Source organism: Streptomyces sp. NPDC055749, assembly GCF_053617235.1.
Genome location: NZ_JBSHFH010000060.1, coordinates 1 through 21,053, shown reverse-complemented (window position 1 = coordinate 21,053; position 21,053 = coordinate 1). Strand labels below are relative to the sequence as shown.

General features: G+C 67.9%; 21 protein-coding genes and 2 pseudogenes. 13 read left to right on the top strand and 10 right to left on the bottom strand.

Annotation, left to right across the window (positions count from 1 at the left end; translation table 11 throughout):
• Positions 1-23 precede the first annotated feature (23 nt).
• The 3 genes from ACWGO0_RS31755 to ACWGO0_RS31745 all read left to right on the top strand — a co-directional run bounded on the left by ACWGO0_RS31755 (position 24) and on the right by ACWGO0_RS31745 (position 2,674).
• Positions 24-1,280, top strand: coding sequence for a nucleotide sugar dehydrogenase (locus tag ACWGO0_RS31755; protein ID WP_453542884.1), 1,257 nt, complete (start codon positions 24-26; stop codon positions 1,278-1,280).
• The gene (locus ACWGO0_RS31750) at positions 1,186-1,926 is read left to right on the top strand and encodes an aldo/keto reductase (protein WP_453542881.1); all 741 of its coding nucleotides are present in this window, start codon (positions 1,186-1,188) and stop codon (positions 1,924-1,926) included. Before ACWGO0_RS31755 ends, ACWGO0_RS31750 begins: the two co-directional genes overlap by 95 nt.
• 565 nt (positions 1,927-2,491) lie before the next feature.
• A complete protein-coding gene (locus ACWGO0_RS31745; protein WP_453542878.1) occupies positions 2,492-2,674 on the top strand; it encodes a DUF6480 family protein in 183 nt (60 codons plus the stop codon).
• A 45-nt stretch (positions 2,675-2,719) separates the two neighbouring features.
• Here the strand turns inward: ACWGO0_RS31745 and ACWGO0_RS31740 are convergent, their stop codons facing one another.
• From ACWGO0_RS31740 to ACWGO0_RS31730, 3 genes are all read right to left on the bottom strand, one after another.
• Positions 2,720-3,067, bottom strand: coding sequence for a PP2C family protein-serine/threonine phosphatase (locus ACWGO0_RS31740; RefSeq protein WP_453542875.1), 348 nt, complete (start codon positions 3,065-3,067; stop codon positions 2,720-2,722).
• Positions 3,052-3,429, bottom strand: a complete 378-nt coding sequence (locus tag ACWGO0_RS31735; protein ID WP_453542872.1) for a PP2C family protein-serine/threonine phosphatase — start codon at positions 3,427-3,429, stop codon at positions 3,052-3,054. The genes ACWGO0_RS31740 and ACWGO0_RS31735 overlap by 16 nt, the downstream gene beginning before the upstream one ends.
• 248 nt (positions 3,430-3,677) lie before the next feature.
• A complete protein-coding gene (locus ACWGO0_RS31730; RefSeq protein ID WP_453542869.1) occupies positions 3,678-3,977 on the bottom strand; it encodes a hypothetical protein in 300 nt (99 codons plus the stop codon).
• A 720-nt stretch (positions 3,978-4,697) separates the two neighbouring features.
• Here ACWGO0_RS31730 and ACWGO0_RS31725 point away from each other — a divergent pair.
• Entirely contained in the window at positions 4,698-4,808 is a 111-nt protein-coding gene (locus ACWGO0_RS31725; protein ID WP_453542937.1) for a polyprenyl synthetase family protein, read from the top strand.
• Between the two features lie 42 nt (positions 4,809-4,850).
• On the opposite strand, the gene ACWGO0_RS31720 is transcribed toward ACWGO0_RS31725, so the two are convergent.
• The 4 genes from ACWGO0_RS31720 to ACWGO0_RS31705 all read right to left on the bottom strand — a co-directional run bounded on the left by ACWGO0_RS31720 (position 4,851) and on the right by ACWGO0_RS31705 (position 8,994).
• Positions 4,851-5,222, bottom strand: coding sequence for a hypothetical protein (locus ACWGO0_RS31720; RefSeq protein WP_453542866.1), 372 nt, complete (start codon positions 5,220-5,222; stop codon positions 4,851-4,853).
• A gap of 30 nt (positions 5,223-5,252) precedes the next feature.
• Positions 5,253-7,049 (bottom strand): thiamine pyrophosphate-requiring protein, encoded by a 1,797-nt coding sequence (locus ACWGO0_RS31715; RefSeq protein WP_453542934.1) that lies wholly within the window; start codon positions 7,047-7,049, stop codon positions 5,253-5,255.
• 73 nt (positions 7,050-7,122) lie between these two features.
• A complete protein-coding gene (locus tag ACWGO0_RS31710) occupies positions 7,123-7,725 on the bottom strand; it encodes a flavodoxin family protein (RefSeq protein WP_453542863.1) in 603 nt (200 codons plus the stop codon).
• 84 nt (positions 7,726-7,809) lie between these two features.
• Positions 7,810-8,994: a zinc-dependent alcohol dehydrogenase gene (locus ACWGO0_RS31705; RefSeq protein ID WP_453542860.1), complete on the bottom strand. Its 1,185-nt coding sequence runs from the start codon at positions 8,992-8,994 to the stop codon at positions 7,810-7,812.
• A 311-nt stretch (positions 8,995-9,305) separates the two neighbouring features.
• Between ACWGO0_RS31705 and ACWGO0_RS31700 the strand changes: the two are divergent.
• A pseudogene (locus ACWGO0_RS31700) lies at positions 9,306-9,586 on the top strand (plasmid stabilization protein).
• A gap of 69 nt (positions 9,587-9,655) precedes the next feature.
• Positions 9,656-10,693, top strand: coding sequence for an SDR family oxidoreductase (locus ACWGO0_RS31695; RefSeq protein WP_453542857.1), 1,038 nt, complete (start codon positions 9,656-9,658; stop codon positions 10,691-10,693).
• A gap of 51 nt (positions 10,694-10,744) precedes the next feature.
• Here ACWGO0_RS31695 and ACWGO0_RS31690 read toward each other — a convergent pair.
• Together ACWGO0_RS31690 and ACWGO0_RS31685 are read right to left on the bottom strand one after the other, a co-directional pair.
• A pseudogene (locus tag ACWGO0_RS31690) lies at positions 10,745-11,171 on the bottom strand (transposase); the annotation flags it as partial.
• Positions 11,172-11,285: 114 nt separating this feature from the next.
• Positions 11,286-11,819, bottom strand: coding sequence for a hypothetical protein (locus tag ACWGO0_RS31685; protein WP_453542854.1), 534 nt, complete (start codon positions 11,817-11,819; stop codon positions 11,286-11,288).
• A 510-nt stretch (positions 11,820-12,329) separates the two neighbouring features.
• On the opposite strand from ACWGO0_RS31685, the gene ACWGO0_RS31680 reads away from it, so the two are divergent.
• Together ACWGO0_RS31680 and ACWGO0_RS31675 are read left to right on the top strand one after the other, a co-directional pair.
• Positions 12,330-12,590, top strand: a complete 261-nt coding sequence (locus ACWGO0_RS31680) for a helix-turn-helix transcriptional regulator (protein WP_453542852.1) — start codon at positions 12,330-12,332, stop codon at positions 12,588-12,590.
• 140 nt (positions 12,591-12,730) lie between these two features.
• On the top strand, positions 12,731-14,002 hold the full coding sequence (locus ACWGO0_RS31675) for a tyrosine-type recombinase/integrase (RefSeq protein WP_453542850.1): 1,272 nt from the start codon (positions 12,731-12,733) through the stop codon (positions 14,000-14,002).
• A gap of 70 nt (positions 14,003-14,072) precedes the next feature.
• On the opposite strand, the gene ACWGO0_RS31670 is transcribed toward ACWGO0_RS31675, so the two are convergent.
• Positions 14,073-14,864: a 3-hydroxybutyryl-CoA dehydrogenase gene (locus tag ACWGO0_RS31670; protein WP_453542847.1), complete on the bottom strand. Its 792-nt coding sequence runs from the start codon at positions 14,862-14,864 to the stop codon at positions 14,073-14,075.
• A 185-nt stretch (positions 14,865-15,049) separates the two neighbouring features.
• Here ACWGO0_RS31670 and ACWGO0_RS31665 point away from each other — a divergent pair, with 185 nt between their 5' ends.
• From ACWGO0_RS31665 to ACWGO0_RS31645, 5 genes are all read left to right on the top strand, one after another.
• Positions 15,050-16,207, top strand: coding sequence for an acyl-CoA dehydrogenase family protein (locus tag ACWGO0_RS31665; protein WP_453542844.1), 1,158 nt, complete (start codon positions 15,050-15,052; stop codon positions 16,205-16,207).
• Between the two features lie 34 nt (positions 16,208-16,241).
• Positions 16,242-17,408: a thiolase family protein gene (locus tag ACWGO0_RS31660; protein WP_453542841.1), complete on the top strand. Its 1,167-nt coding sequence runs from the start codon at positions 16,242-16,244 to the stop codon at positions 17,406-17,408.
• Between the two features lie 11 nt (positions 17,409-17,419).
• The gene (locus tag ACWGO0_RS31655) at positions 17,420-18,376 is read left to right on the top strand and encodes an acyl-CoA thioesterase (RefSeq protein WP_453542838.1); all 957 of its coding nucleotides are present in this window, start codon (positions 17,420-17,422) and stop codon (positions 18,374-18,376) included.
• A gap of 55 nt (positions 18,377-18,431) precedes the next feature.
• Positions 18,432-19,196, top strand: a complete 765-nt coding sequence (locus tag ACWGO0_RS31650) for a crotonase/enoyl-CoA hydratase family protein (protein WP_453542835.1) — start codon at positions 18,432-18,434, stop codon at positions 19,194-19,196.
• 105 nt (positions 19,197-19,301) lie between these two features.
• Positions 19,302-21,002 (top strand): class I adenylate-forming enzyme family protein, encoded by a 1,701-nt coding sequence (locus ACWGO0_RS31645; protein WP_453542832.1) that lies wholly within the window; start codon positions 19,302-19,304, stop codon positions 21,000-21,002.
• Positions 21,003-21,053: the final 51 nt, after the last annotated feature.

Below are 21,053 nucleotides of genomic sequence, written 5' to 3'. Positions count from 1 at the left end.
CTGCGATCGTAGTAGGAGCTGCCATGAAGGTTGTTGTCGCTGGTCAGGGCTATGTGGGGATGCCGCTCGCAGTACGTGCCGCAGAGGTGGGCCACCGGGTCGTCGGCTACGACGTGGACCCGCATCGCGTCCAGCAGATCGCCACTGGCGAGTCGTACGTGGAGGACGTGGCGTCCGCGCGACTCCGCGCAGTGCTGGACTCCGGGGCCTATTCCGTGACCGCCGAAGCCGCCGCGCTGCCCCCGTACGACATCGCGGTGATCACCGTGCCGACCCCGCTGCGGGACGGGGTGCCCGACCTGACCTACGTCGAATCCTGTGCCCACACGCTGGGCGAGCACCTGCGCCCCGGCGCGACCGTGGTCCTGGAGTCCACGACCTACCCCGGTACCACCGAGGAGCTGGTGCTACCGATCTTGGAGAAGGCCTCCGGCCTGACCGCGGGGACGGACTTCCACCTCGGCTTCAGCCCCGAGCGCATCGACCCGGGAAACAGGACGTGGCCGTTCGAGAAGACGCCCAAAGTAGTGTCCGGCATCGACGCCGCATCGCTTGACGCGGTCAAGGCCTTCTACGAGGGCCTGGTGGAGACCACGGTTCCGGTCTCCGGAACGAAAGTGGCCGAGCTGACCAAGCTGATCGAGAACACGTTCCGGCACGTCAACATCGCGCTGGTCAACGAGATGGCCATGCTTGCTAGGCCACTCGGCGTGAACGTCTGGGAGGCGATCGACGCCGCCGCGTCCAAGCCCTTCGGCTACATGCGGTTCACCCCCGGCCCTGGTGTCGGAGGACATTGCCTGCCGATCGACCCGTCATTCCTGTCGTGGAAGGTGGAACGCGCGGTCGGCGTCCCGTTCCGGTTTGTGGAACTCGCCAACGACGTGAACAACCACATGCCTGACTACGTGGTCCGGCGGCTCATGGAGGGGTTCAATACGCGGCGCATGGCCGTCAGCGGATCTCGTGTCCTGCTGCTCGGTCTGGCCTACAAGGCCAACACCTCCGACGCCCGCGAATCGCCGTCTGCGCGGGTCGCTGAGCTACTGCTCGGCCTCGGTGCCGAGGTGCGTGGCGCGGACCCGCACGTCATGGATGACATCCGCGCCGACGCACGTCTGATCCGAGTGGAAGCGACTGCGGAGGAGATCGCGGCATCCGACGCCGTGGTGCTGCTGACGGACCATGCGGAATTCGACTACGAGACGGTCCTTGAGTGCGCGCCGTATGTGCTCGACTGTCGGAACCGGCTCTCTGGCGTCAACATCGAGGTGCTGTAGGCAACGGCGCTCGAGTCTTGGCTTGCCGATTGACCGGCTGGGAGGCGGAGACCTGACACCCGACCTCATGAACTTCGCCTTCCGGCCCGCGCTGCTCGGAGTCGATGACGAAGGCAAGCACCGAGCCGCCCGGCCCTGCGCCCCCGCCCGTCGTCACGCACAGCTCATGATCGCCATGGCAGCCCACTACGACTCTTGGGACCAACACCCTCCACGCGCTGCAGGACAAAGGGAAGATCGGGCACATCGCCCTGTTGTCCAAGGCACTCCCGAGGACATCCGCAGGGCTGAGAAGAAGGTGGACATCTCGGCAGTACAGAACGTGCTCAGTACAACCGATCGGTACGACCCGGCTCTCGAACTCTGCCGCGACCTCGGCATCCCGTACGTGCCCTACTGGCCACTCAACGCCGGCACTCTGGCGAAGGCACAGAGTCTTCCGCCCTGCATTGACTGTGGGCATGGCTGCCCTCCGGTATCTGGGCCACAGACCCTCTTGTCATTGGCACCACGTTGGCTAAACCCCGCTCGACAGCAATCGATCAGGTCGTGTGCTGCCCGGGAGGCCGTTCTCGGAAACCGACGTGACTCTGCAGCTCAGGTTGGCGCGGTGAAGGCGTTCGAACCATTCGCGGGTGTGCGTTAGTGAGTCGAACCGTTCGGGGTAGTCGCACATGTGCATGAGGGTGCGGTGGTGGTCAAGTTTACCGACCGCAGGTGGTGGCGCCCGTGATGTCCATCTGGGCCTGTGATTTGGGCGTCGCGGGCTCGTTTACCGCCCGTGCCCGGAGCGCCCGTCATGTACCGGAGTCGGTACGGAGGACGATTGGCACGACAAGTGGTGGTCGGGGACCTGAGGGCCCAGCAGATCGACCGGAAGGCTGGGCGGCGGTCGTAGGCGATCGTGTGGCCCGAGGACAGTCCTCCCGCAGAGGCGGACCGGTTCCTGCGCGTGCACGAGGGGTCGGGAACGCAGAAGACCTACGCGTACTACCAGGCGGACCATCTTCGGTGGCTGGAGCGTGAGTGCCTGACCTTCAAGAAGATCGCGCTGCGGGATCTTGAGCGCTACGGTGGTCCGGGCGTCGACCTTGCGGCCGATCAGTTTCCAGGGCACGGAATACCTGTTCGGCAGCCATGTGGGTCGGAACACTACGCGATCCGCGCGAGCAGCGGGTGCGCGAGCGGGCGAACCGCAGGAACCTGGACACATGACGGATCCGCTTGTACCACCCGAGGAAACGCCTCCGGTCGAGGGTTCCACGGCCGAAGCTCACGAGGAGCGCGCGGACGGCGGCATGTGGGAGCACCCAGGGCTCTGGATTTGGCTGATCGTCGCCGGCGGCGCCGTGCTCTTCGCTGCGTTCTTCCTCGCCCGCCTGATCGCTCTATAGCCGCAGCACAAGCCGATGCACACCAGCGTCGGCGCACGGCAGCCCTCAACCCGAACACTGGTCTGGGCGTGAGAGCAGTGCCTCGGGCGGGCCACTCCCCCTGTGAAGGCTGTTGTGGGGGCCGTGCCATTCCATGAACAGGACGGTCGCGTCGTCCTGGAGCTGGCCCTTTTGATAGTCCAGCACGCTGTGCACCAAGCGACGCAGGGTTTCAGGGACGGGCAAGCCCTCGGCGTTGTGGCTCAGGATGAACTGCACGAACCGCTCCAGTCCGAACTCCTCGCCGCTTGGGTCTTTCGCTTCGGTGATGCCGTCGGTGTAGAGGATCAGGCGGTCACCGGGGTGCAATTGCTCACGGCACAGGGTTGCTTTGATGCTCAGGTCGGTGCCCATGGGAGGGCCGGTGGGCAGGGCAGCATGCCGGTCCAGTTGCCGTTGTTCTGGATGACCACGGGAGAGTGGTGGCCGTGGCTGATCCAGGTGATCTGACCGGTGTTGCTGTTCAGGTCGAGCAGCACAGCGGTACAGGAGCGTTCTGGCCCGAGTTGTTCGATCAGGGTGCGTTCGATGAATTCGCCGGTGTCGATCAGGTTCGCGTTCTGCCGACGGGCGTTACGGCAGGCAGCCACGGCCAGATTGGCCGTGATGCCGGCGGCGACGTCGTGTCCCATTGCATCGAAGAGGCCAAGGTGCACCACGCCGTCGGACAGCGCATAGTCGAAGGCGTCGCCGCCGACCTCGTAAGCGGGTTCCAAAGCGCACTGATGGTGACCTGGCCATTCGCGAACGCTCGGGGTGGCATCAGGTTCCACCGCAGTTCCGCGGCCTCCGTCATCGGCTGCTTACGCACCAGCCGAGAATAGGAGTCACTCTGGTCACGCACAGAAATGATCAGCAATGTGACCAGCGACGCCAGACGCCGGAGCACTGTCGTCTGCTCCACAGACCCATCGGTGTCGGCCCGTAGGACGCCCAGCCGCTCTGCTCCGTTCAGGAGCGGCGTTCACCACTGCCCCGACTTGCCCCCGTCCGCGCCCAGGGACTCCAGGCTTGTGAAGCAGTGTCCCGCAAGCGTGCCGTCGATCTGCAGTTCGCCGATCTCCTCGCCAGTGTCCGCTACAGCGTTCAGGCCGTGGCAGGTCACCAACCGCAGGACATCCTCCTGCCGGTCTGCCACGTACATCAGGGGGTCGCCGATTCCCGCGTGGGCAGCCTGATCACGCAACAGGCTCGGCAACTGTTCCAGGGAGAGGCCATGGCTGGCATCAAGCAACCCGGCGAGCATCCGGTCGGTGTCGGTCACAGCATCACCACCCGCTCTGGCTCCGTGATCGCCCGCAACCCTCATACGGAGGAGCGGCCCGCCACCAGGGCGGCATGCACTCACACGTAGCCGCTGCTTTGCACCTCCAGGTAGGCGTCAAACGGCCGCCTGCGGGATGAAACCCCTCGAAGCCGCCTAGCCAATTTGAACAGTCACTACGCTGAGTGATTGGGATCGGTCCGGCGGCCGAGCTGCCGAGCCGCAGTACATCGGTGTCGTCGAATGCCGACCCCGGTGCCCGCACCAGCGTCGCGTCCGCCTCCGCACGCCACACCGCTCGGCTAGGACTTGCCCGGTTGGAGATGTAAGCCGACACCTCTGGACCACTGGCCCAGTGGAGTGAGCGTCATCCCGGAGAGCCCGTTCGCGGGGTAGGGATCAGCGCATCCACATCAGGGCACTTGGCGAAAGCACTGGTGTGCAGGTGCCCGAGAGTTGAGAAGGGGTTGTGCATGCGGGGACTACGTCCCACCGTGGCTGAACGATCGGCCCCGTCGACACTCCACTGACGGCATTCGACGCCATCCAGGCTCTCGAGAGGGAACTCGGGCGCGTCCTCGAAGAAAGCCTGGGCCGGGTTCGTGAGGTGGATCCGGTCTTCGTTCGTGCCCTTGTCGGCCCGGTCACCGCGTTCGTTCGGTGTGGCGGGAAGCTGCTGCGCACCGCATTCGCGTGGTGCGGGTGGCGGGCTGCTGACGGATCGGGAGAGCCACCGCGGTCCTATGTACGGGTGCCGCTCTCGAACTCGTCCAGGCGTGCGCTCTCATACACGACGACGTAACGGACGGATCACCCCTGCGGAGAGCTTGACGCCTTCATGGACGCCCTCGCCAGTCGCGGAGAAGGAACGAGCTACGTGGATGGGATACGCAGACTCCAGGCGTTCAGAGCCGCCCATGAAAGTGCGAATCCGACGACCTTGGCGCGTGCCGTGCGGCTTTCGAGCATGGTGCCGAACACCAGGGCATCCGAGACGTCCGCCGCGACCCTGCACAGTGTGGCCGCACGTCGTGTCCGGTCGTCCTTGGCGGCGATCATGGCGGCGCCGATGGCGGCGTCCCGCGCGGCGAGCACCCGGATCAGCAGACTCGTGTCACGGGGAACGCTGCCGTCGCGTTCCGGCGTGAGACCACCGGGTTCGGCGAGCAGCCGCGGCCGTACGGCGATGGCGGCGCTGTAGAGAACCGTGGCTGCGCCAAGCGCACGGTTGAGGTTGGTGTCCATCGTGGAACTGCCCTCCGCTATATCTTGGTGTCAGTGGTCGTGCCGCCGCCGGCCGCCTGGAAGCATCTCCTGGACCTTGGCCTTGAACCCTTGGCGGATCATGCCCGTACGGTCGCTGTCTCCTTTGAGGACCGCTGAGGCCGCAGCCTCGATCTGATCGAGATCGGCATGGGGTGGAATCGGCGGTACGGCCGGGTCGGTTCGGAAATCGATCACGAAGGGCCGGTCCGCGGCCAGGGCGTTGCGCCAGGCGCTCTCCACGTGCTGCGGCTCCGTCACCCGTACGCCGTCCAGGCCGATGGATCGGGCGAAGTCGGCGTAGGGAACGTCGGGGATCGACTGCGAGGCGAGGAACTGCGGGGCGCCGGACATCGCGCGCATCTCCCAGGTGACCTGGTTGAGGTCCTGGTTGTTCAGCACCGCGACCACCAGGCGCGGATCCGCCCACTCGGGCCAGTACTTGGCGGCGGTGATGAGCTCGGCCATGCCGTTCATCTGCATCGCGCCGTCGCCGACGATGGCCACGGCGGGGCGGTCCGGATGGGCGAACTTGGCGCCGATGGCGTACGGCACGCCCGGTCCCATCGTGGCCAGGGTGCCCGACAGCGAACCGCGCATGGAGCCGCGCATACGCACGTGGCGCGCGTACCAGTTGGCGGCGGAGCCGGAGTCGGCCGCGATGATCACGTCATCGGGCAGCATGGCGTCCAGGGTGTGCACGACGTACTCCGGGTTGATCGGTTCGGCGTCGACGGCGGCGCGCCTTTCCATCACCTCCCACCAACGGGCCGTGTCCTTCTCGATCTTCTTACGCCACGCCCCGTGCTTCTTGCGCTTCAGCAGCGGCAGGAGTGCCTTGAGCGTTTCCTGGGAGTCGCCCACCAAGTTGGCCTCGAAGGGGTAGCGCAGCCCGACCATGAACGGGTCGATGTCGATCTGCACCGCGCGGGCCTGGTCGTACTCGGGCAGGAACTGCGAGTAGGGGAAGCTGGAGCCGATGACGAGCAGGGTGTCGCAGTCGCGCATCATCTCGTAGGACGGCCGGGTCCCGAGGAGACCGATGGAGCCGGTGACGTACGGCAGGTCGTCCGGCAGTGCGTCCTTGCCGAGCAGGGCCTTCGCCACGCCCGCTCCCAGACGCTCGGCGAGTTCCTCGACCTCATAGCGCGCTCCCCGCGCGCCCTGGCCGATCAGCACGGCCACCTTCTCGCCGGCGTTGAGCACCTCGGCCGCCCGCGCGATGTCGGCGGAGCCCGGGACGGCCGTTGAGGAGGACACTCCGAGGCTGGAGGGGACCATCTTGAACGCGTGCGCGGGCGGCGAGTAGTCCAGCTCCTGTACGTCGGCCGGAATGATCACGGCGGTCACGGTCCGCCGGGCGTACGCGGTGCGCATGGCCCGGTCGATGACGTTCGGCAGCTGCTCGGGTACCGTCACCATCTCGCAGAAGTCCGAAGCAACATCCTTGTACAGGCTCAGCAGGTCGACTTCCTGCTGGTACGAGCCGCCCATCGCGCTGCGGCTGGTCTGGCCGACGATAGCGACCACCGGAACATGGTCGAGCTTGGCGTCGTAGAGCCCGTTGAGCAGGTGGATGGCCCCGGGGCCCGACGTAGCCGCGCAGACACCCACCTTTCCGGAGAACTTCGCGTAGCCGACCGCCTCGAAGGCCGACATCTCCTCGTGCCGGGACTGGACGAACCTCGGGTTGTCCTTGGCCCTGCCCCATGCGGCGAGCAGACCGTTGATGCCGTCACCGGCGTACGCGAAGACGTACTCCACGTCCCACTCGCGCAGCCTCTGAAGGACATAGTCGGACACCTTGATCGATTTGTTCGGCACTGAGTTCCCGCCTCCTGGGTGCGTACGCCGTCATCGGTTGACCGTGCGAAGGCCTCCGTCAGCTCGGCGGGTACGGCGCATCGGCCAGCAGGCGTGCGAGGTGTACGGCGTTCACGGCCTGGGTGTGCTTCGTGGCCGCGACGCTTTTGGGGGTCTCGTCCAGGTCCTGGTAGTCGGTACCGTGCTGAGCCTCACCCACCCAGTAGGTCACGGCTCCTGGTGCAAGGCTGAAGCCGAGATCGTTGAGCCCCTGGAAGAGGTCGGCGCTCACCTTGTGGGCGCCGTCCTCGTTGCCGACGACCGCTGCAATCGCCACCTTGCCGTAGGGCAACTGCCGTCCCTGCTCGTCGGTTTCGGAGATGTCCGCGTTCAGCCGCTCCAGTACGCGCTGGCAGACGCTGGAGGGGTGCCCTAGCCAGATGGGGGTGGAGATCAGCACGATGTCGGCGGCCAGCACCTTCTCGCGGAGCTGGGGCCACGCGTCTCCGTCCCCCATGTCGGGGGCGACGCCGGGCCGCACGTCGTGGTCGACGACGCGCACGGTCTCGCCCTCCACGCCGAGGCCGGCCAGTTCGGTCATGATCTGGTCCGCCAGCAGGTGGCTGCTGGACGGCTTGGGCGAAGCCGTAAGGGTGCAGACCAGGGCAATTGCGCGTGTCATGGGTAGCTCCTTGTTGCCGTCGGACGTTCGTACGGCCCGGGGAGGAGGCACCCGGAGCCGGGGGTGAGGGATGCTGGTGCCTGCTCAGGGCGTGAGGATCGTCTTGATCATGCCGTCCTCCTTCGCCTGGAACGTCTTGTACGCCTGCGGGCCCTCTTCCAAAGGCAGGATGTGGGTGGCGAAGTCCTCCACCCCCAGGACGTCTTCGTCGTCCAGGAGCGGAAGGATGTCGCCGACCCACCGTCTGACGTTCGCCTGCCCCATGCGGAGCTGGATCTGCTTGTCGAACATGGTCAGCATCGGAACCGGGTCGATGGCGCCGCCGTACACACCGATGAGAGATACGGTGCCGCCCCGGCGGACCGCGTCAACGGCGGTGTTGAAGGCGACCATGCTGTCCACGCCGGCGCGGCCCATGACCTTCTCGCCGAGCGCGTCGGGCAGCAGGCCAGCGATCCGCTGGGCGGCCTTCGTCACGGGGGCGCCGTGTGCCTCCATGCCGACCGCCTCGATGACGGCGTCGGTGCCGCGGCCGCCGGTCAGACGGCGGATTTCGGCGCCGACCTCCTTGCCGTGTTCGCGCAGATCGACCGCGTGCACACCACGGGCCTGTGCCCTGGCCAGGCGCTCGGGCACCAGATCCACTCCGATGACCTGGCCGGCGCCCCGGTGGAGCGCGATACGGGCAGCCATTTCACCGATCGGACCGAGCCCGATCACGGTGACGCTGCCTCCCTGCGGGATGTCCGCGTACGCCACCGACTGCCAGGCGGTGGGCAGGACGTCGGAGAGGTAGAGGTACCGCTGGTCCGGCGGGCCGTGCTCGATCTTGACCGGCAGGGTGTTGCCGAACGGCACGCGCAGCAGTTCCGCCTGACCGCCCGGCACCTGCCCGTAGAGCTTGGAGAAGCCGAACAGCGCGGCCCCCTTGCCGTGCTCGGTCACCTGCGATGTCTCGCACTGCGAGTGCAGACCCTGGCCGCACATCCAGCACGTACCGCACGAGATGTTGAACGGAACGACCACCCGGTCGCCGACCGAGACGGCCGTGACGTCCGGTCCCACCTCCTCGACGATTCCCATCGGCTCGTGTCCCAGGATGTCGCCCGGATCGAGGTAGGGGCCGAGCACTTCGTAGAGGTGGAGATCCGATCCGCAGATCCCGGTCGACGTGATGCGCACGATGATGTCGGTGGGGTCCACGATCTTGGGATCGGGGACCGTGTCCACCCGCACATCGCGCCTTCCATGCCAGGTCAAAGCCCTCACGACCACTCCTAACGCGCGTTTTCTCCCACCCTGGGGTCTCTGGGGCTCGGGTGCCACCGCAGTTCTGCGGCACGCCCGCTCCACGACCCGCCTGCCCGGCCCGGCCCGCTCCAACCGCTGACCCGTCCGACTCCTCCGTATCGCGGGCGCCCCGACTTCGGCGTGAAGTAGGGGGCAGCCGCGTTGAACGAGCGGTGTCCGCCGGTCCGGCGGCCACCCGCCCCACGGCGGTGCACAGAGCGCACCGCGACGATGAGGAGAGCACCATGACCGCAGGATCCAGCCCCAAGCGTGCGCGGCAGTAGGAACACATCAAGGAGGGTGTTGAGAAGCGCGGCACCTCGGAGAAGCGGGCCAAGAGATCGTCTCGCGCACCGTCAACAAGGAACGGGCCCGCTCGGGTGAGTCGAAGACCGCAAGCCGGACCTCCACCGACGGCCCCAAGTCCGCCTCGGAGCGCGGCGGCCAGCGGTCTCACAGCGATGCGCAGGGCCCCACCAGGGACCACCTGGACGAGGAGGCCAGAAAGAAGAAGATCGAAGGCCGCTCATCGATGAACAAGCAGCAGCTCAGCAAGGCTCTCGGCCGCTGACCGGCGGGACACCCGTGCTCAGCGCCCGGGGCACGGCCCAACGGACCCTGACGAACACGAAGGAGCGCGATGAACAAACGCACCGGGTTGCGGGTCGTAGTCACCGGGGCCATCGGCAACGTGGGCACCAGCGTGGTCAGGGCCCTGGCTTTGGATCCGGCGGTGGGTTCGGTACTCGGCCTCGCCCGCCGCACTCCGGGGCTGACGGTGCCCGGGGTCGCCTGGGAAACCGTCGACATCGGCCGGGCCGACAGCGTGGGCACCCTGCTGAGCCGCTTCGCCGGGGTGGACGCGGTCGTCCATCTCGCCTGGCGCTTCCAGCCGTCGCACGACCCCGTCGTCACCTGGCGGAGCAACGTGGACGGTTCGATGCGGGTATTCAACGCGGTCGCCGCCGCCGGAGTCCCCACGCTGGTGCACGCCTCGTCAGTGGGCGCCTATTCACCTGGCCCGAAGGACCCACCCGGCGTCGACGAACAGTGGCCGACCCACGGATGGCCCGACGCCGCCTACTGCCGGGAGAAGGCGTACCTGGAACGCGTCCTCGACACGTTCGAGCTGCGCCATCCGGACATCAGGGTGGTGCGCATGCGGCCCGGCTTCCTGTTCAAGGAGACATCCGCCAGCGAGCAGCGCCGCATCTTCGCCGGCCACTACCTGCCCGGATTCCTGCTACGGCCCGACCTGCTGCCGTTCGTCCCCGACCTCAAAGGGCTGCGCTTGCAGGTCCTGCACACGGACGACGCCGCCGAGGCGTACCGGCTGGCTGTACTCGGCGACGTACGAGGAGCATTCAACCTGGCCGCAGAACCGGTGATCGGCGCACGGGAACTGGGCGAACAACTTGGTGCCCGCACCGTACGCGTGCCACGGACACTGGTGCGCACCGCACTGGCATCGGCGTGGCACGCCCACGCCGTGCCGGCCTCGCCACACCTGTTCGACGCCGTCCTGCGCCTGCCGGTCCTCGACTGCGGCCGGGCCCGTGACGTGCTGGGCTGGCGGCCCGAGCGGACGGCCCAGGAAGCACTTGGCGCGTTCCTGAGCGGCGTACGACGCGGCAAGGGCGAGGACACCGCTCCGCTGGCGGGCAAGCAGGTGGGATAAGGGGGCGTTTCGTCCCGATGTTTCATCGCGGATTGCCCGGTTGCATATGGTTCATGCGCCGCGCGATGTCGGGGTGGATTCGGTGGTGAGTCTGCGGGTCATGAGGTTGATCATTGCGAGGTGGATCATGGCTTCGGAGCGGTGCGAGTGGGCTTCGTAGTCGCGGGCCAGGCGGCGGTGGTTCATGAGCCAGCCCAACGTTCTATCGAACGGTCCAGCGACGGGGCAGGACACTGAACCCCCTGGTGGTGGGGTCGCGGCGGACGATGTGCATGTCGATTCCGAGGGTGGCGGCATGCTCGACGAGGTGCTGGCGGTAGCCGCCGTCGACCCAGGTCTTGCGGACAGTGGGATGGTCGGCGGCGACCCGTTCGATCAGGGTCCGGCCGACGATCAAGTCCTGCACACTCGCGGCGGTGACCAGCACGGTCAGGAGCAGGCCGACGGTGTCGATGACGATGCTCCGCTTGCGGCCCAAGCCCCGCGAGCGCGCTGACGTTCGTCGACCAGCCCTAGAGCCGGTAGTTGGTCGAACTACCGCGTTCGCACGCCACTCCGGGGCTGGGATCCGAGTCCGGCATGCTCTGCCATTTCAGGGTCGATACAGCGAGTACATCGTCGGTGCACAGCTGGAACGGCCCGCCGGTCTCGTCCGTGGCCGAGCGGCCAGCGGCGATCCACACCTGGCCGACGGCGGTCCGCAGATGGATGGCCTCGGGCACCGAAGTCGGGGCGCCGTGTTCCTCGCCGCCCACTGGATGCGGCAGGACTCGATCGGGGAGGAGACGATCCCGGCCCACAGGCGTTGCTCCGCGAACGCGACGCGCGCCGCACCTCCTGGCGTACCAACCAGGGAACGAAAGTCGCTCATGGGCGCCGGGTGGAGCTCGACCCCATAGTGGTCGAACGTGCTGCCCCACACCGCCGAGTAGCTTCCGCCGTCGCCCGTGGTCAGCTCGATACCCATCGTCGGCTCGTGCCACAAGCCGTGGCCCCACTCGTCAAGCTCGGTATCGTCGTCACCGCTCACGAGCACGAGGTAGTCGCCGGCGACGACGGTTCGTCCACGCAGGCCGACGACGAGTCGTTCGGAGCTGTCGGGTGTCAGGGTCGGCACGGTGCTCATGAGGGCATCGTGGCAATGGCGCTTCGCCCTGGGCGAGCGGAATTGGTGCAGCTCGACCGGCACTCCCCCTCGTTGGGACCGTCTTCGGCCGGTAGTCCCGCGTCCAGCCGCGCCTTGTGGCAGTCGGCCGTCTCGAGTCGCCACACACAGGTCATGGCTTCGCCGTGGTGCATGCTCGGATTCGCCTGGTAGAGCGGCTGTTGGACACTCCTGCCAGCGGTGACCACACGTCCGGCGAACCGGGCTTGCCTGCGTACGCGGTGGCGGTATTCGCCAGCGGCGGGCCGGAGATGTGTTCGCCGGTATCCAAGAGGCGCGGAAAACGGCTGAGTTCGCCAGGGCCCAGGCGCAACGATGCTGGGCGGGACTTCGCTCGACGCCTGGGCAAAGCATGTGAACGTCATCGAACTAGAAATATGAGAACCCGCCTATCACAAAATCACGGTACGTCCAAACCGTGCCTCGTCAGGGACTCTTGCAGTCGGTCGATTCGACAGGCAGGTGCGCACCATGGACGAGAGCAAGACCCGCATGCCCGAAGTTGCATTCCTCACGTTGCACAAGGCGGCGGTCTATCTCGGCATTTCTCCCAACACCCTTTACGTGTGGCGCCATCGCCGGCAAGGGCCGCCCAGCTTTCAGATGGGCCGACGCGTGATGTACAGGATTTCCGCGCTTGACGAGTGGGTGGACCGGCAAGAAAGGGCAGACTCTCGATCGAATCCTGCTTTGAATCCACTGAACCGCAAGCCGCTGCGTCGCACATCGTGACGTCCACGGCAGCACAGAGCATCGACATCAACCCGACATCAATTTCGACTGCCACAGCGGGATATGACCCGTCGCGAAGAAGCGTTCCCAACACCGTCAAGCACCCGGAACGCATCATTCGCACAGGCAGGAGGCCCCCCATGGCGGGCTACATCGAGGATCGTTGGCTCAAGAAGAGGCCGGACAAGACGACCGGCAAGCGAGAGCGTACTTCCATATGGGGGAAGGGGAAGCGGTACCGCGTCAAGGGAATTCCTGGCATCCAGGACAGGTCCTTCGACACCAGCGAGGACGCCAAGCGCTGGCTCGCTGAGGCCCAGACTGACTCCAACAGGGGCGACTTCGTCGACCCGAGGAATGGGGCCATCTTGCTCGCCGATTACATCGCCGACCACTGGTGGCCCAGTCGAACGGATGAGCCGTCAACTGCGGGTCCCATGCGGAGCCGGATCCGGAACCACCTGATTCCCCTGCTCGGCTCGTATCCTCTGCGCGAGATCGACGCCTCGGCCCTCCGCCGGTTCAAGGCCGACTTGCTCTCTCGAGTCGAGGAGTCCTCCGCCGAGACCATATGGGTACACCTCACCACCATCCTGAATGCCGCAGTTGATGACAAGCGCCTACTGAAGAGCCCCGTCGCTGCCCACCGATCGATCAAGCGGCCCAAACCGGTCGGCAAGAAGGCGAAGGCGTGGTCTCGAACCACAGTCGACGCGGTGCGGGAGGGCCTACAGGAGCGGTACCGAATCGCCGTGGACCTCGGGCTCGCACTCGGAGTTCGTCAAGGCGAGGCACTCGGCCTCGCAGAAGAGGACTTCGATCTCGGGGCGGATGTGGTCCACATACGCCGCCAGCTCCGCTGGGACGGGAAAGGACAGCCCTACTTCTGCCTACCCAAGGGCCGCAAGACCCGTGATGTTCCCCTCCCGCCGAACCTTGCCCGCCGCGTTCGGCTGCACTTCCAGCGCTTTCCAGCGGTCGAGTGCACCCTGCCGTGGCGGAACCCTGAGAAGCCGACGACCGAGCTGGAGGAGCGCCAACGCAAGCCGATCACCGTGCGGCTTGCGCTGAGCACGTCCCACGGGCTTCGGATCAACCCCCGGACTTGGAACGAGCGCAGCTGGAAGCCCGCGCTCGTAGCCGCAGGGGTACTGCGCCAGGTTGGCGAGAGGGCGGAGAGTTACGGTTCGCGCGTTCGCCTCCACCCCATCTACGAGCGCTCACGGCCGGACATGTTCCACGTCCTGCGCCACACCTTCGCGAGTGTGCAGTTGGAGGCCGGCGAGTCCATCGTGAGCGTGGCGACCTGGCTGGGGCACTCCTCCCCGAAGGTCACGCTCGACTACTACGCTCACTTCATGCCTGGCGCAGGCAAGCGCGGGCTGGCCGCGATGGATACATGGCTCGTGTGATGCAGGATCGAAAGTCCCTGAGAAGTCCCTGGCGCTGGCAAAGCCGCCGCACAACTAACGAAAGTGCAGTTCACAGGGCTATACGCAGCGCCGACCAGTTGTACTCCTCGTACATCGACTCGGCGATCGACTGCGCCGTGTCCAGGCCGATGAGGTCGAGCAGACGGAGCGGCCCCATGGGGTGGGCGCAGCCCAGCACCATGCCCGCGTCGATGTCCTCGGCCGAAGCGACGCCGGACTCCAGCATCCGTACGGCGGATACGAGGTACGGGACGAGCAGTGCGTTGACGACGAATCCCGCACGGTCCCGGGCCAGCACGACGGTCTTGCCGAGCGTCCGCTCCACGAAGGCCGTCACGTCATCGGTGACCTCCGGCGAGGTGAGCTGGGTGGGGATGACCTCGACCAGCCGCTGCACCGGTACGGGGTTGAAGAAGTGGACGCCGACGACGCGCTCCGGGTGCTCGGTCACGGCGGCCAGGTCGATGATCGGGATCGACGACGTGTTGGAGGCGATGACCGCGTTACGGCCGGACAGGACCCGGTCGAGATGTTCGAACACGGCCACCTTCGCGTCCCGCTGCTCGGCGACCGCCTCGATCACGAGATCACGGTCGGCGAAGGCATCGAGGTCGGAGGTGAACGAGAGCCGGCCGAGCGTGGCCTCCCGCTCCTCCTCGGTCAGCTTGCCGCCGCGCAGCCCCCGGTCGATCGAGGCGATCAGCCGGGACCGGCCGGCCGCCAGAGCCTCCGCGCCGCGCTCGGCGACCATCACGTCGAGGCCGGCACGTGCGCAGACCTGGGCTATCCCGGAGCCCATGAGGCCGCAGCCCACGACCCCGACTCGGCTGAAATCGCGCATACGTCGACTGCCCTTTCTCGTTTCAGTGACATAGGAGCAGGAGAGCGCAGCATCACCGTGACACCTCCTCGACCCAGCTCCAGCATGCAGAAAGATGCACTGTAAATCTAGACATCGAGGTTATCGGAGATTAACTTAGCGCCGTTCGACGAAACTGCCGGACAGGCGAGGAAGGAACCGTGACCATGCGCCGTAGCGTGTTCACCCAGGACCACGAGGCATTCCGGGCAACCCTGCGTGACTTCATCGCGCAGGAGGTCGCCCCGCACTACGCCGACTGGGAGCAGCAGGGCCATGTCCCCCGCTCCCTGTACCGCAGACTCGGCGAGCTGGGCGTCTTCGGAATCAACGTGCCCGAGGAGTACGGCGGGGCAGGAGTCACCGATTTCACGTACCAGGCCGTGCTCCGCGAGGAGTGCGGGCGGGCGGGCGTCACGTTCGGCGCGGAGTCGGTGCACACGTGCCTCGTCCTGCCGTACCTGCTGGAGTTCGGCAGCGAGGAACAGAAGCGGCGCTGGCTCCCGGGCTTCCTGTCCGGCGAGATCATGACCGCCATCGCCATGACCGAGCCGGGCGCCGGCTCGGACCTCGCGGGCATCGCCACCCGCGCACAGCTCTCCGACGACGGCACGCACTACGTCCTGAACGGCGCCAAGACCTTCATCACCGGTGGTACGCAGGCGGACCTGATCCTGGTCGTCTGCCGGACCACGCCGTACGACCCCGCGAACCGGCGGGACGGGCTGTCGATCCTGTGTGTGGACACGACGTCCGAGGGTTTCGCGGTGGGCCGCAAGCTGGACAAGATCGGGCTGCGCGCACAGGACACCGCCGAGCTGTCGTTCACCGATGTCCGCGTCCCGGCCGCGAACCTGCTGGGCGAGGAGGGCGCCGCCTTCTCGTACCTCACCCACAATCTCGTGGTCGAGCGGCTCGGCGCCGCACTCAGCGCCTACGCCGGCGCGGCGGGGGCGATCGGCTTCGCCAAGGACTACGTCCTGGACCGCCAGGTGTTCGGCAGGCCGGTGGCCGCCTTCCAGAACACCAAGTTCGTGCTCGCCGAGTGCGCCACCGAGGTCGCCGCCGCCCAGGCTCTCGTTGACCGCGCCCTGGAACTGCACGCGGCGGGCGAGCTGACGCCCGCCGACGCCGCCAAGGCAAAGCTCTTCTGTACCGAGACCGCGGGGCGCGTCATCGACAAGTGCCTCCAGCTGCACGGCGGTTACGGCTACATGCTCGAATACCCGATCGCTCGCCTCTACGCGGACACCCGTGTGAACCGGATCTACGCCGGGACCAGTGAGGTCATGAAGACGATCATCGCCAAGGACCTCGGGCTCTGAGCCCGGCTCCCCCTCGTACCCCCAGGAGGACCTCATGCGCGACGCAGTGATCGTCGACGCCGTACGTACCGCTGTCGGCAGGCGGGGCGGCTCGCTCTCGCGGCTGCACTCCGCCTCGCTCTCGGCGCACGTCCTCAAGGCGCTCGCCGAGCGCAACGGGCTCGACCCGGCGCTCGTCGACGACGTCATCTGGGGCTGCGCCTCGGCCGTCGGCATGCAGGCAGGCTGCGTCGGCCGCGCCTCCGTGCTCGCCGCCGGCTGGCCCGAGACCGTCCCCGGCGTGACCGTCGACCGCCAGTGCGGCTCCTCGCAGCAGGCCGTGCACCAGGCCGCGGCCGGAGTCGTATCCGGCCAGTACGACGTCGCCGTGGCCGGCGGTGTCGAGATCATGAGCCGGCTCCCGCTCGGCACCACGCGCGGCGACGGCAGCTTCGGCGAGCCCTTCGGACCCGATGTCTTCGCCCGCTACGACGGCATCCGTTTCAACCAGGGCATGGGTGCCCAGATGATCGCCGACGAGTACGGCATCACCCGCACCGAGATGGACCAGCACGGCCTGGACTCCCACGCTCGCGCCGCCGCCGCCATCGACGAGGGCCGCTTCAAGGGCCAGATCGCGCCGATCACCGTCACCGACGACGACGGCACCACCCGCGTCTTCGACACCGACGAGGGCATACGCCGCGGGTCGTCCATCGAGAAGCTGGCCGGGATCAGGCCCGCCTTCAAGGAGGACGGGACCATCACCGCGGGCAACGCCTCGCAGGTCTCCGACGGTACGGGCGCACTCCTGATCACCAGCAGTGAGTTCGCCGAGTCGCAGGGCTGGACCCCGATGGCCCGCGTCCACACCGCGGTCGTGGTCGGCACGGACCCGGTCACCATGCTCAAGGGCCCCATCCCGGCGACCGCGAAGGCACTCAAGAAGGCCGGACTGGCCATCGACGACATCGGCGCCTTCGAGATCAACGAGGCGTTCGCCTCCGTATCGCTGGCCTGGTTGCGCGAGACCGGAGCCGACTACGAACGGATGAACCCGCTCGGCGGCGCGATGGCCATCGGCCACCCCATCGGCGGCTCAGGCGCCCGCCTCATGACTACCCTCGTCCACCACATGCGCGACAACGGCATCCGCTACGGCCTGCAGTCCATGTGCGAGGGCGGCGGCATGGCCAACGCCACCATCCTCGAACTCCTCTGAGGAGGAACCGCATGCCTGTACTGCCCGACGCGGGAACCGAACACGCGGGAACCGAACACGCGGGAACCGAACACGCGGGAACCGAACACGCGGGAACCGAACGGGAGCCGGGCAAGGGGCTCGTCGGCTTCCTGGACCTGGAGCACGTGGCGCGCGACCTGTTCCACGGCTGGTGCCACGACGGCCTGCCCTCCCGCGCCTTCGGCGGTCAGGTGGCCGCCCAGGCACTCGCCGCCGCCGGACGGACCGTCCCCGAGGGCAGGCAGGTGCACTCCGTCCACGGCCACTTCCTGCGCACGGGCGACACGGCGCACCCGTTCGTCTACGAGGTGGAAAGGATCCGCGACGGATCCTCCTACCTCACGCGCCGGGCCACCGCCCGCCAGGGTGGGGACGTCGTCTTCACTTTGACCGCGTCCTTCAAACGGCCGGAGAGCGCCGAGGACCGCCAGCCGCCCATGCCGCGGACGCCCGATCCGGGCACGTTCCCCGACCTGTACGAGATCTGGGCGAAGAACAACCCGGAGGACTTCGAGCGGGCGCAATTCCGTCACGTACTCGACATGCGGTACGTCCCCGGCCCCGCCGAGCCGAACACGCCCGGGATGACGGAGCAGAAGCTGTGGATGCGCGCGACCGAACGGCTGCCCGACGACCCCATGCTGCACGCCTCCGCCCTGGCGTACGCCTCCGATCTGTTCCTCGCCCCGACCGCCTCGCTCGCCTCCGAGCCGCCCCGGATGCTGCGCACCGGGCCCGCGTCGGTCTTCCTCACATCCCTGGACCACGCCATCTGGTTCCACCGGCCGTTCCGTGCCGACGAATGGCTGCTCTTCTGCCAGCGCAGTCCCTCCGCCTCGGACGGTCGCGGGCTCGCCTTCGCCGAGGTGTGGAACCGCGACGGCAGACTGATCGCACATGTGGTCCAGGAGGCCGTGGTGCGGCCCTTGCGCAGCCGCTCCAGCTGAACCCGGGGGTGTTTCCACCCCGCGCCCCTTCCCTACGCCTCATCGGAGAAACCCCATGTCCGACCTGGTCCTCACCTCGTTCGAGGACGGCGTCGCCGTCATCACGATCAACCGCCCCGAGGCCCGCAACGCGGTCAACCGGGCGGTGGCGGACGCCGTCGCCGCGGCCGTCGACGAACTCGAAGCCCGTGACGACCTCGTCGTCGGGGTGATCACGGGCGCCGGCGGTACGTTCTGCGCCGGCGCCGACCTCAAGGCCCTGGCCGCCGGCGAACGCTCCGGCATCCCCGGCCGCGGCTTCTGCGGCATCACCGAGACGCCGCCCGCGAAGCCCCTGATCGCCGCGGTCGAGGGGTACGCGCTCGGCGGCGGCACCGAACTGGCACTCGCCTGCGACCTGATCGTCGCGGCCGACAGTGCCAAGTTCGGCCTCCCCGAGACCAAGCGCGGCCTGATCGCCGCGGGCGGCGGCCTCGTGCGGCTCCCCCGCCGCATCCCCTACGCCGTGGCGATGCAGTACTCCCTGACCGGTGCGTTCCTCGGCGCCGGGCGGGCGTACGAACTCGGCATGGTCAACGAGCTGACGGCGCAGGGCGAAGCCCTGGAAGGCGCGCTCGCCCTCGCCAGGGAGATCGCGGCCAACGGGCCCCTCGCCGTCCGCGCCAGCAAGCAGATCGTGGCGGAGTCCGGCGACTGGCCGGCCGACGAGGTCTGGGCGCGCAATCGTGCCGCCTGCGCCCCGGTCTTCGCATCGGCCGACGCCAAGGAGGGCGCACGCGCCTTCGCCGAGAAGAGGGCCCCTCGCTGGGGCGGTCAGTGATCTGCGCGCCACGCGCCGCCCCGTCACCCCGCTCCGCCGCCCCGCGCCTCAGCCCGCCACCGCCCCGACCTCGCGATCGGGCATGCTGAACAAAGGAGTTCCGCCATGACCACCACCTGGCCCCACGGGCTGCCACGCTCCCTGGACTACCCCGCCGGCACGATCGCGGATCTGCTCGCCGGCGCCGCCCACGCCTATCCGGACCGTGCGGCGCTGATCGACGGCGACGTACAGCTGACCTTCGCCGAACTGCACGAGCAGGCCCTTCGGGTCGCCCAGGGTCTGCGTGAACGGGGCATCGCCCCGGGCGATGCTGTTGCCGTCCACATGCCCAACTCAACCTGGTTCACGGTCGCCTACTACGGCATCCTGCTCGCGGGCGGCGCCGTGGTGCCGGTCAATCCCACCCAGCCGCCGCTCGCGGTGCGCCGTCAGCTCGACGACTCGGGAACGGTCGCGGTCTTCACCCACCCGACGGTCGCCGCGCAGTTGTCGAAGGCCCTCGACGACGGCTCGGCGGTCCGTCTCGTCTCCGTCGCCCCGGCTACGGCGGCGGCCCCGGCCCCCGCCGGGAACCCGGTCCCGTTCCCGGTCGCCACGGTCGCGTTCGAGGAGTTGCTGAAAGCCGAGGCGGCACCGGCGACCCACGTGGACGGGGACGCGGTCGCGCACCTGGCCTTCACCGGCGGCACGACGGGCGTACCGAAGGCGGTGCGCGTCCTGCATCGCAACCTCTTCAAGAACGTGCTGCAGGTTGCGTGCTGGCGCAGTGCCGCCCTCCCGCACACGGACGAGCAGGGCCACATCACCCTGCGCCATGTGACCGGGGCCCGCACACCGCACCACATCCCGCTCGGCTCCGCGACCGGAATCTCCATCGCCCCGCTCTTCCACGGCATGGGCATGGTCAGCCAGACGATCTTCGTCGTCGCGGGACTCACCGTCGTGGTGTTCGGCCGCTTCGACGCGGTCCGGTACCTGGACACCATCGAGCGGCTGGGCGTCCACGCCGTCACCGGCTCCCCCGCCCTGTGCCACGCCGTCCTCGCCGTACCGGACGTGCGGGAGCGCGACCTGTCGTGCGTGCGCCTGGTCAGCAGCGGTTCCGCGCCCATCAATCCGGCAGCCTCGGCGGAGCTCGCCGAGGTCTTCCCGAACGCAGTCGTGAGCGACGGTTACGGACTGACGGAGGCCACCATGGGTGTCTCGATCAGCCCGCTGGACCCTTCGATGCCGCGCCCGGAGGGCAGCATCGGCCTGGCGCTCTTCGACACCGAGATCGAGATCCGGGAGATGGACGGCGTCACCCCGGTGCCCGCCGGTGAGAAGGGTGAGGTCTGGGTCCGCGGCCCGCAGATCACGGACGGCTACCTCGGCCACCCCGAACTCACCGCCGGGCAGTACGTCGACGGCTGGCTGCGCACGGGTGACCTGGGCACGCTCGACGAGCAGGGCTGGCTCTCCCTGGTGGGCCGGGCGAAGGACATGCTCATCTACAAGGGGTACAACGTGTATCCCGGCCCCCTGGAGAACATCCTGCGCGAGCACCCGTCGGTCGCCCAGGCGTCCGTCGTGGGCCGGCCGCACCCCGAGCACGGCGAGATCCCGGTGGCCTTCGTCTCCGTGAAGGCCGAGGCGCGGACGCCGGACGGGACGGACATGGCGGCAGAGGTGCTGGCGTATGTCGCCGCGCGCGTCGCCCCGTACCAGCGCGTCCGGGACGTGGTGATCGTGGACGAGCTGCCGCTCTCGGCGACGGGGAAGATCCTCAAGACGGAGCTGCGGAAGCGGGCGGCCGGCTCCTGACGGAGCCATGAGGGGCAGGAATGCGGCGGGGCGGGCGGAGTGAACACACTC

Bases quoted from the DNA above. Each gene is read 5' to 3' on its own strand.
- ACWGO0_RS31645 (WP_453542832.1), top strand. From the start codon at position 19,302: ATGACCACCACCTGGCCCCACGGGCTGCCACGCTCCCTGGACTACCCC.
- ACWGO0_RS31665 (WP_453542844.1), top strand. From the start codon at position 15,050: ATGCGCCGTAGCGTGTTCACCCAGGACCACGAGGCATTCCGGGCAACC.
- ACWGO0_RS31720 (WP_453542866.1), bottom strand. From the start codon at position 5,222: ATGGACACCAACCTCAACCGTGCGCTTGGCGCAGCCACGGTTCTCTAC.
- ACWGO0_RS31710 (WP_453542863.1), bottom strand. From the start codon at position 7,725: ATGACACGCGCAATTGCCCTGGTCTGCACCCTTACGGCTTCGCCCAAG.
- ACWGO0_RS31750 (WP_453542881.1), top strand. From the start codon at position 1,186: ATGCGGAATTCGACTACGAGACGGTCCTTGAGTGCGCGCCGTATGTGC.
- ACWGO0_RS31680 (WP_453542852.1), top strand. From the start codon at position 12,330: ATGGACGAGAGCAAGACCCGCATGCCCGAAGTTGCATTCCTCACGTTG.
- ACWGO0_RS31755 (WP_453542884.1), top strand. From the start codon at position 24: ATGAAGGTTGTTGTCGCTGGTCAGGGCTATGTGGGGATGCCGCTCGCA.
- ACWGO0_RS31685 (WP_453542854.1), bottom strand. From the start codon at position 11,819: ATGAGCACCGTGCCGACCCTGACACCCGACAGCTCCGAACGACTCGTC.
- ACWGO0_RS31695 (WP_453542857.1), top strand. From the start codon at position 9,656: ATGAACAAACGCACCGGGTTGCGGGTCGTAGTCACCGGGGCCATCGGC.
- ACWGO0_RS31740 (WP_453542875.1), bottom strand. From the start codon at position 3,067: ATGGGCACCGACCTGAGCATCAAAGCAACCCTGTGCCGTGAGCAATTG.
- ACWGO0_RS31670 (WP_453542847.1), bottom strand. From the start codon at position 14,864: ATGCGCGATTTCAGCCGAGTCGGGGTCGTGGGCTGCGGCCTCATGGGC.
- ACWGO0_RS31675 (WP_453542850.1), top strand. From the start codon at position 12,731: ATGGCGGGCTACATCGAGGATCGTTGGCTCAAGAAGAGGCCGGACAAG.
- ACWGO0_RS31655 (WP_453542838.1), top strand. From the start codon at position 17,420: ATGCCTGTACTGCCCGACGCGGGAACCGAACACGCGGGAACCGAACAC.
- ACWGO0_RS31650 (WP_453542835.1), top strand. From the start codon at position 18,432: ATGTCCGACCTGGTCCTCACCTCGTTCGAGGACGGCGTCGCCGTCATC.
- ACWGO0_RS31660 (WP_453542841.1), top strand. From the start codon at position 16,242: ATGCGCGACGCAGTGATCGTCGACGCCGTACGTACCGCTGTCGGCAGG.
- ACWGO0_RS31745 (WP_453542878.1), top strand. From the start codon at position 2,492: ATGACGGATCCGCTTGTACCACCCGAGGAAACGCCTCCGGTCGAGGGT.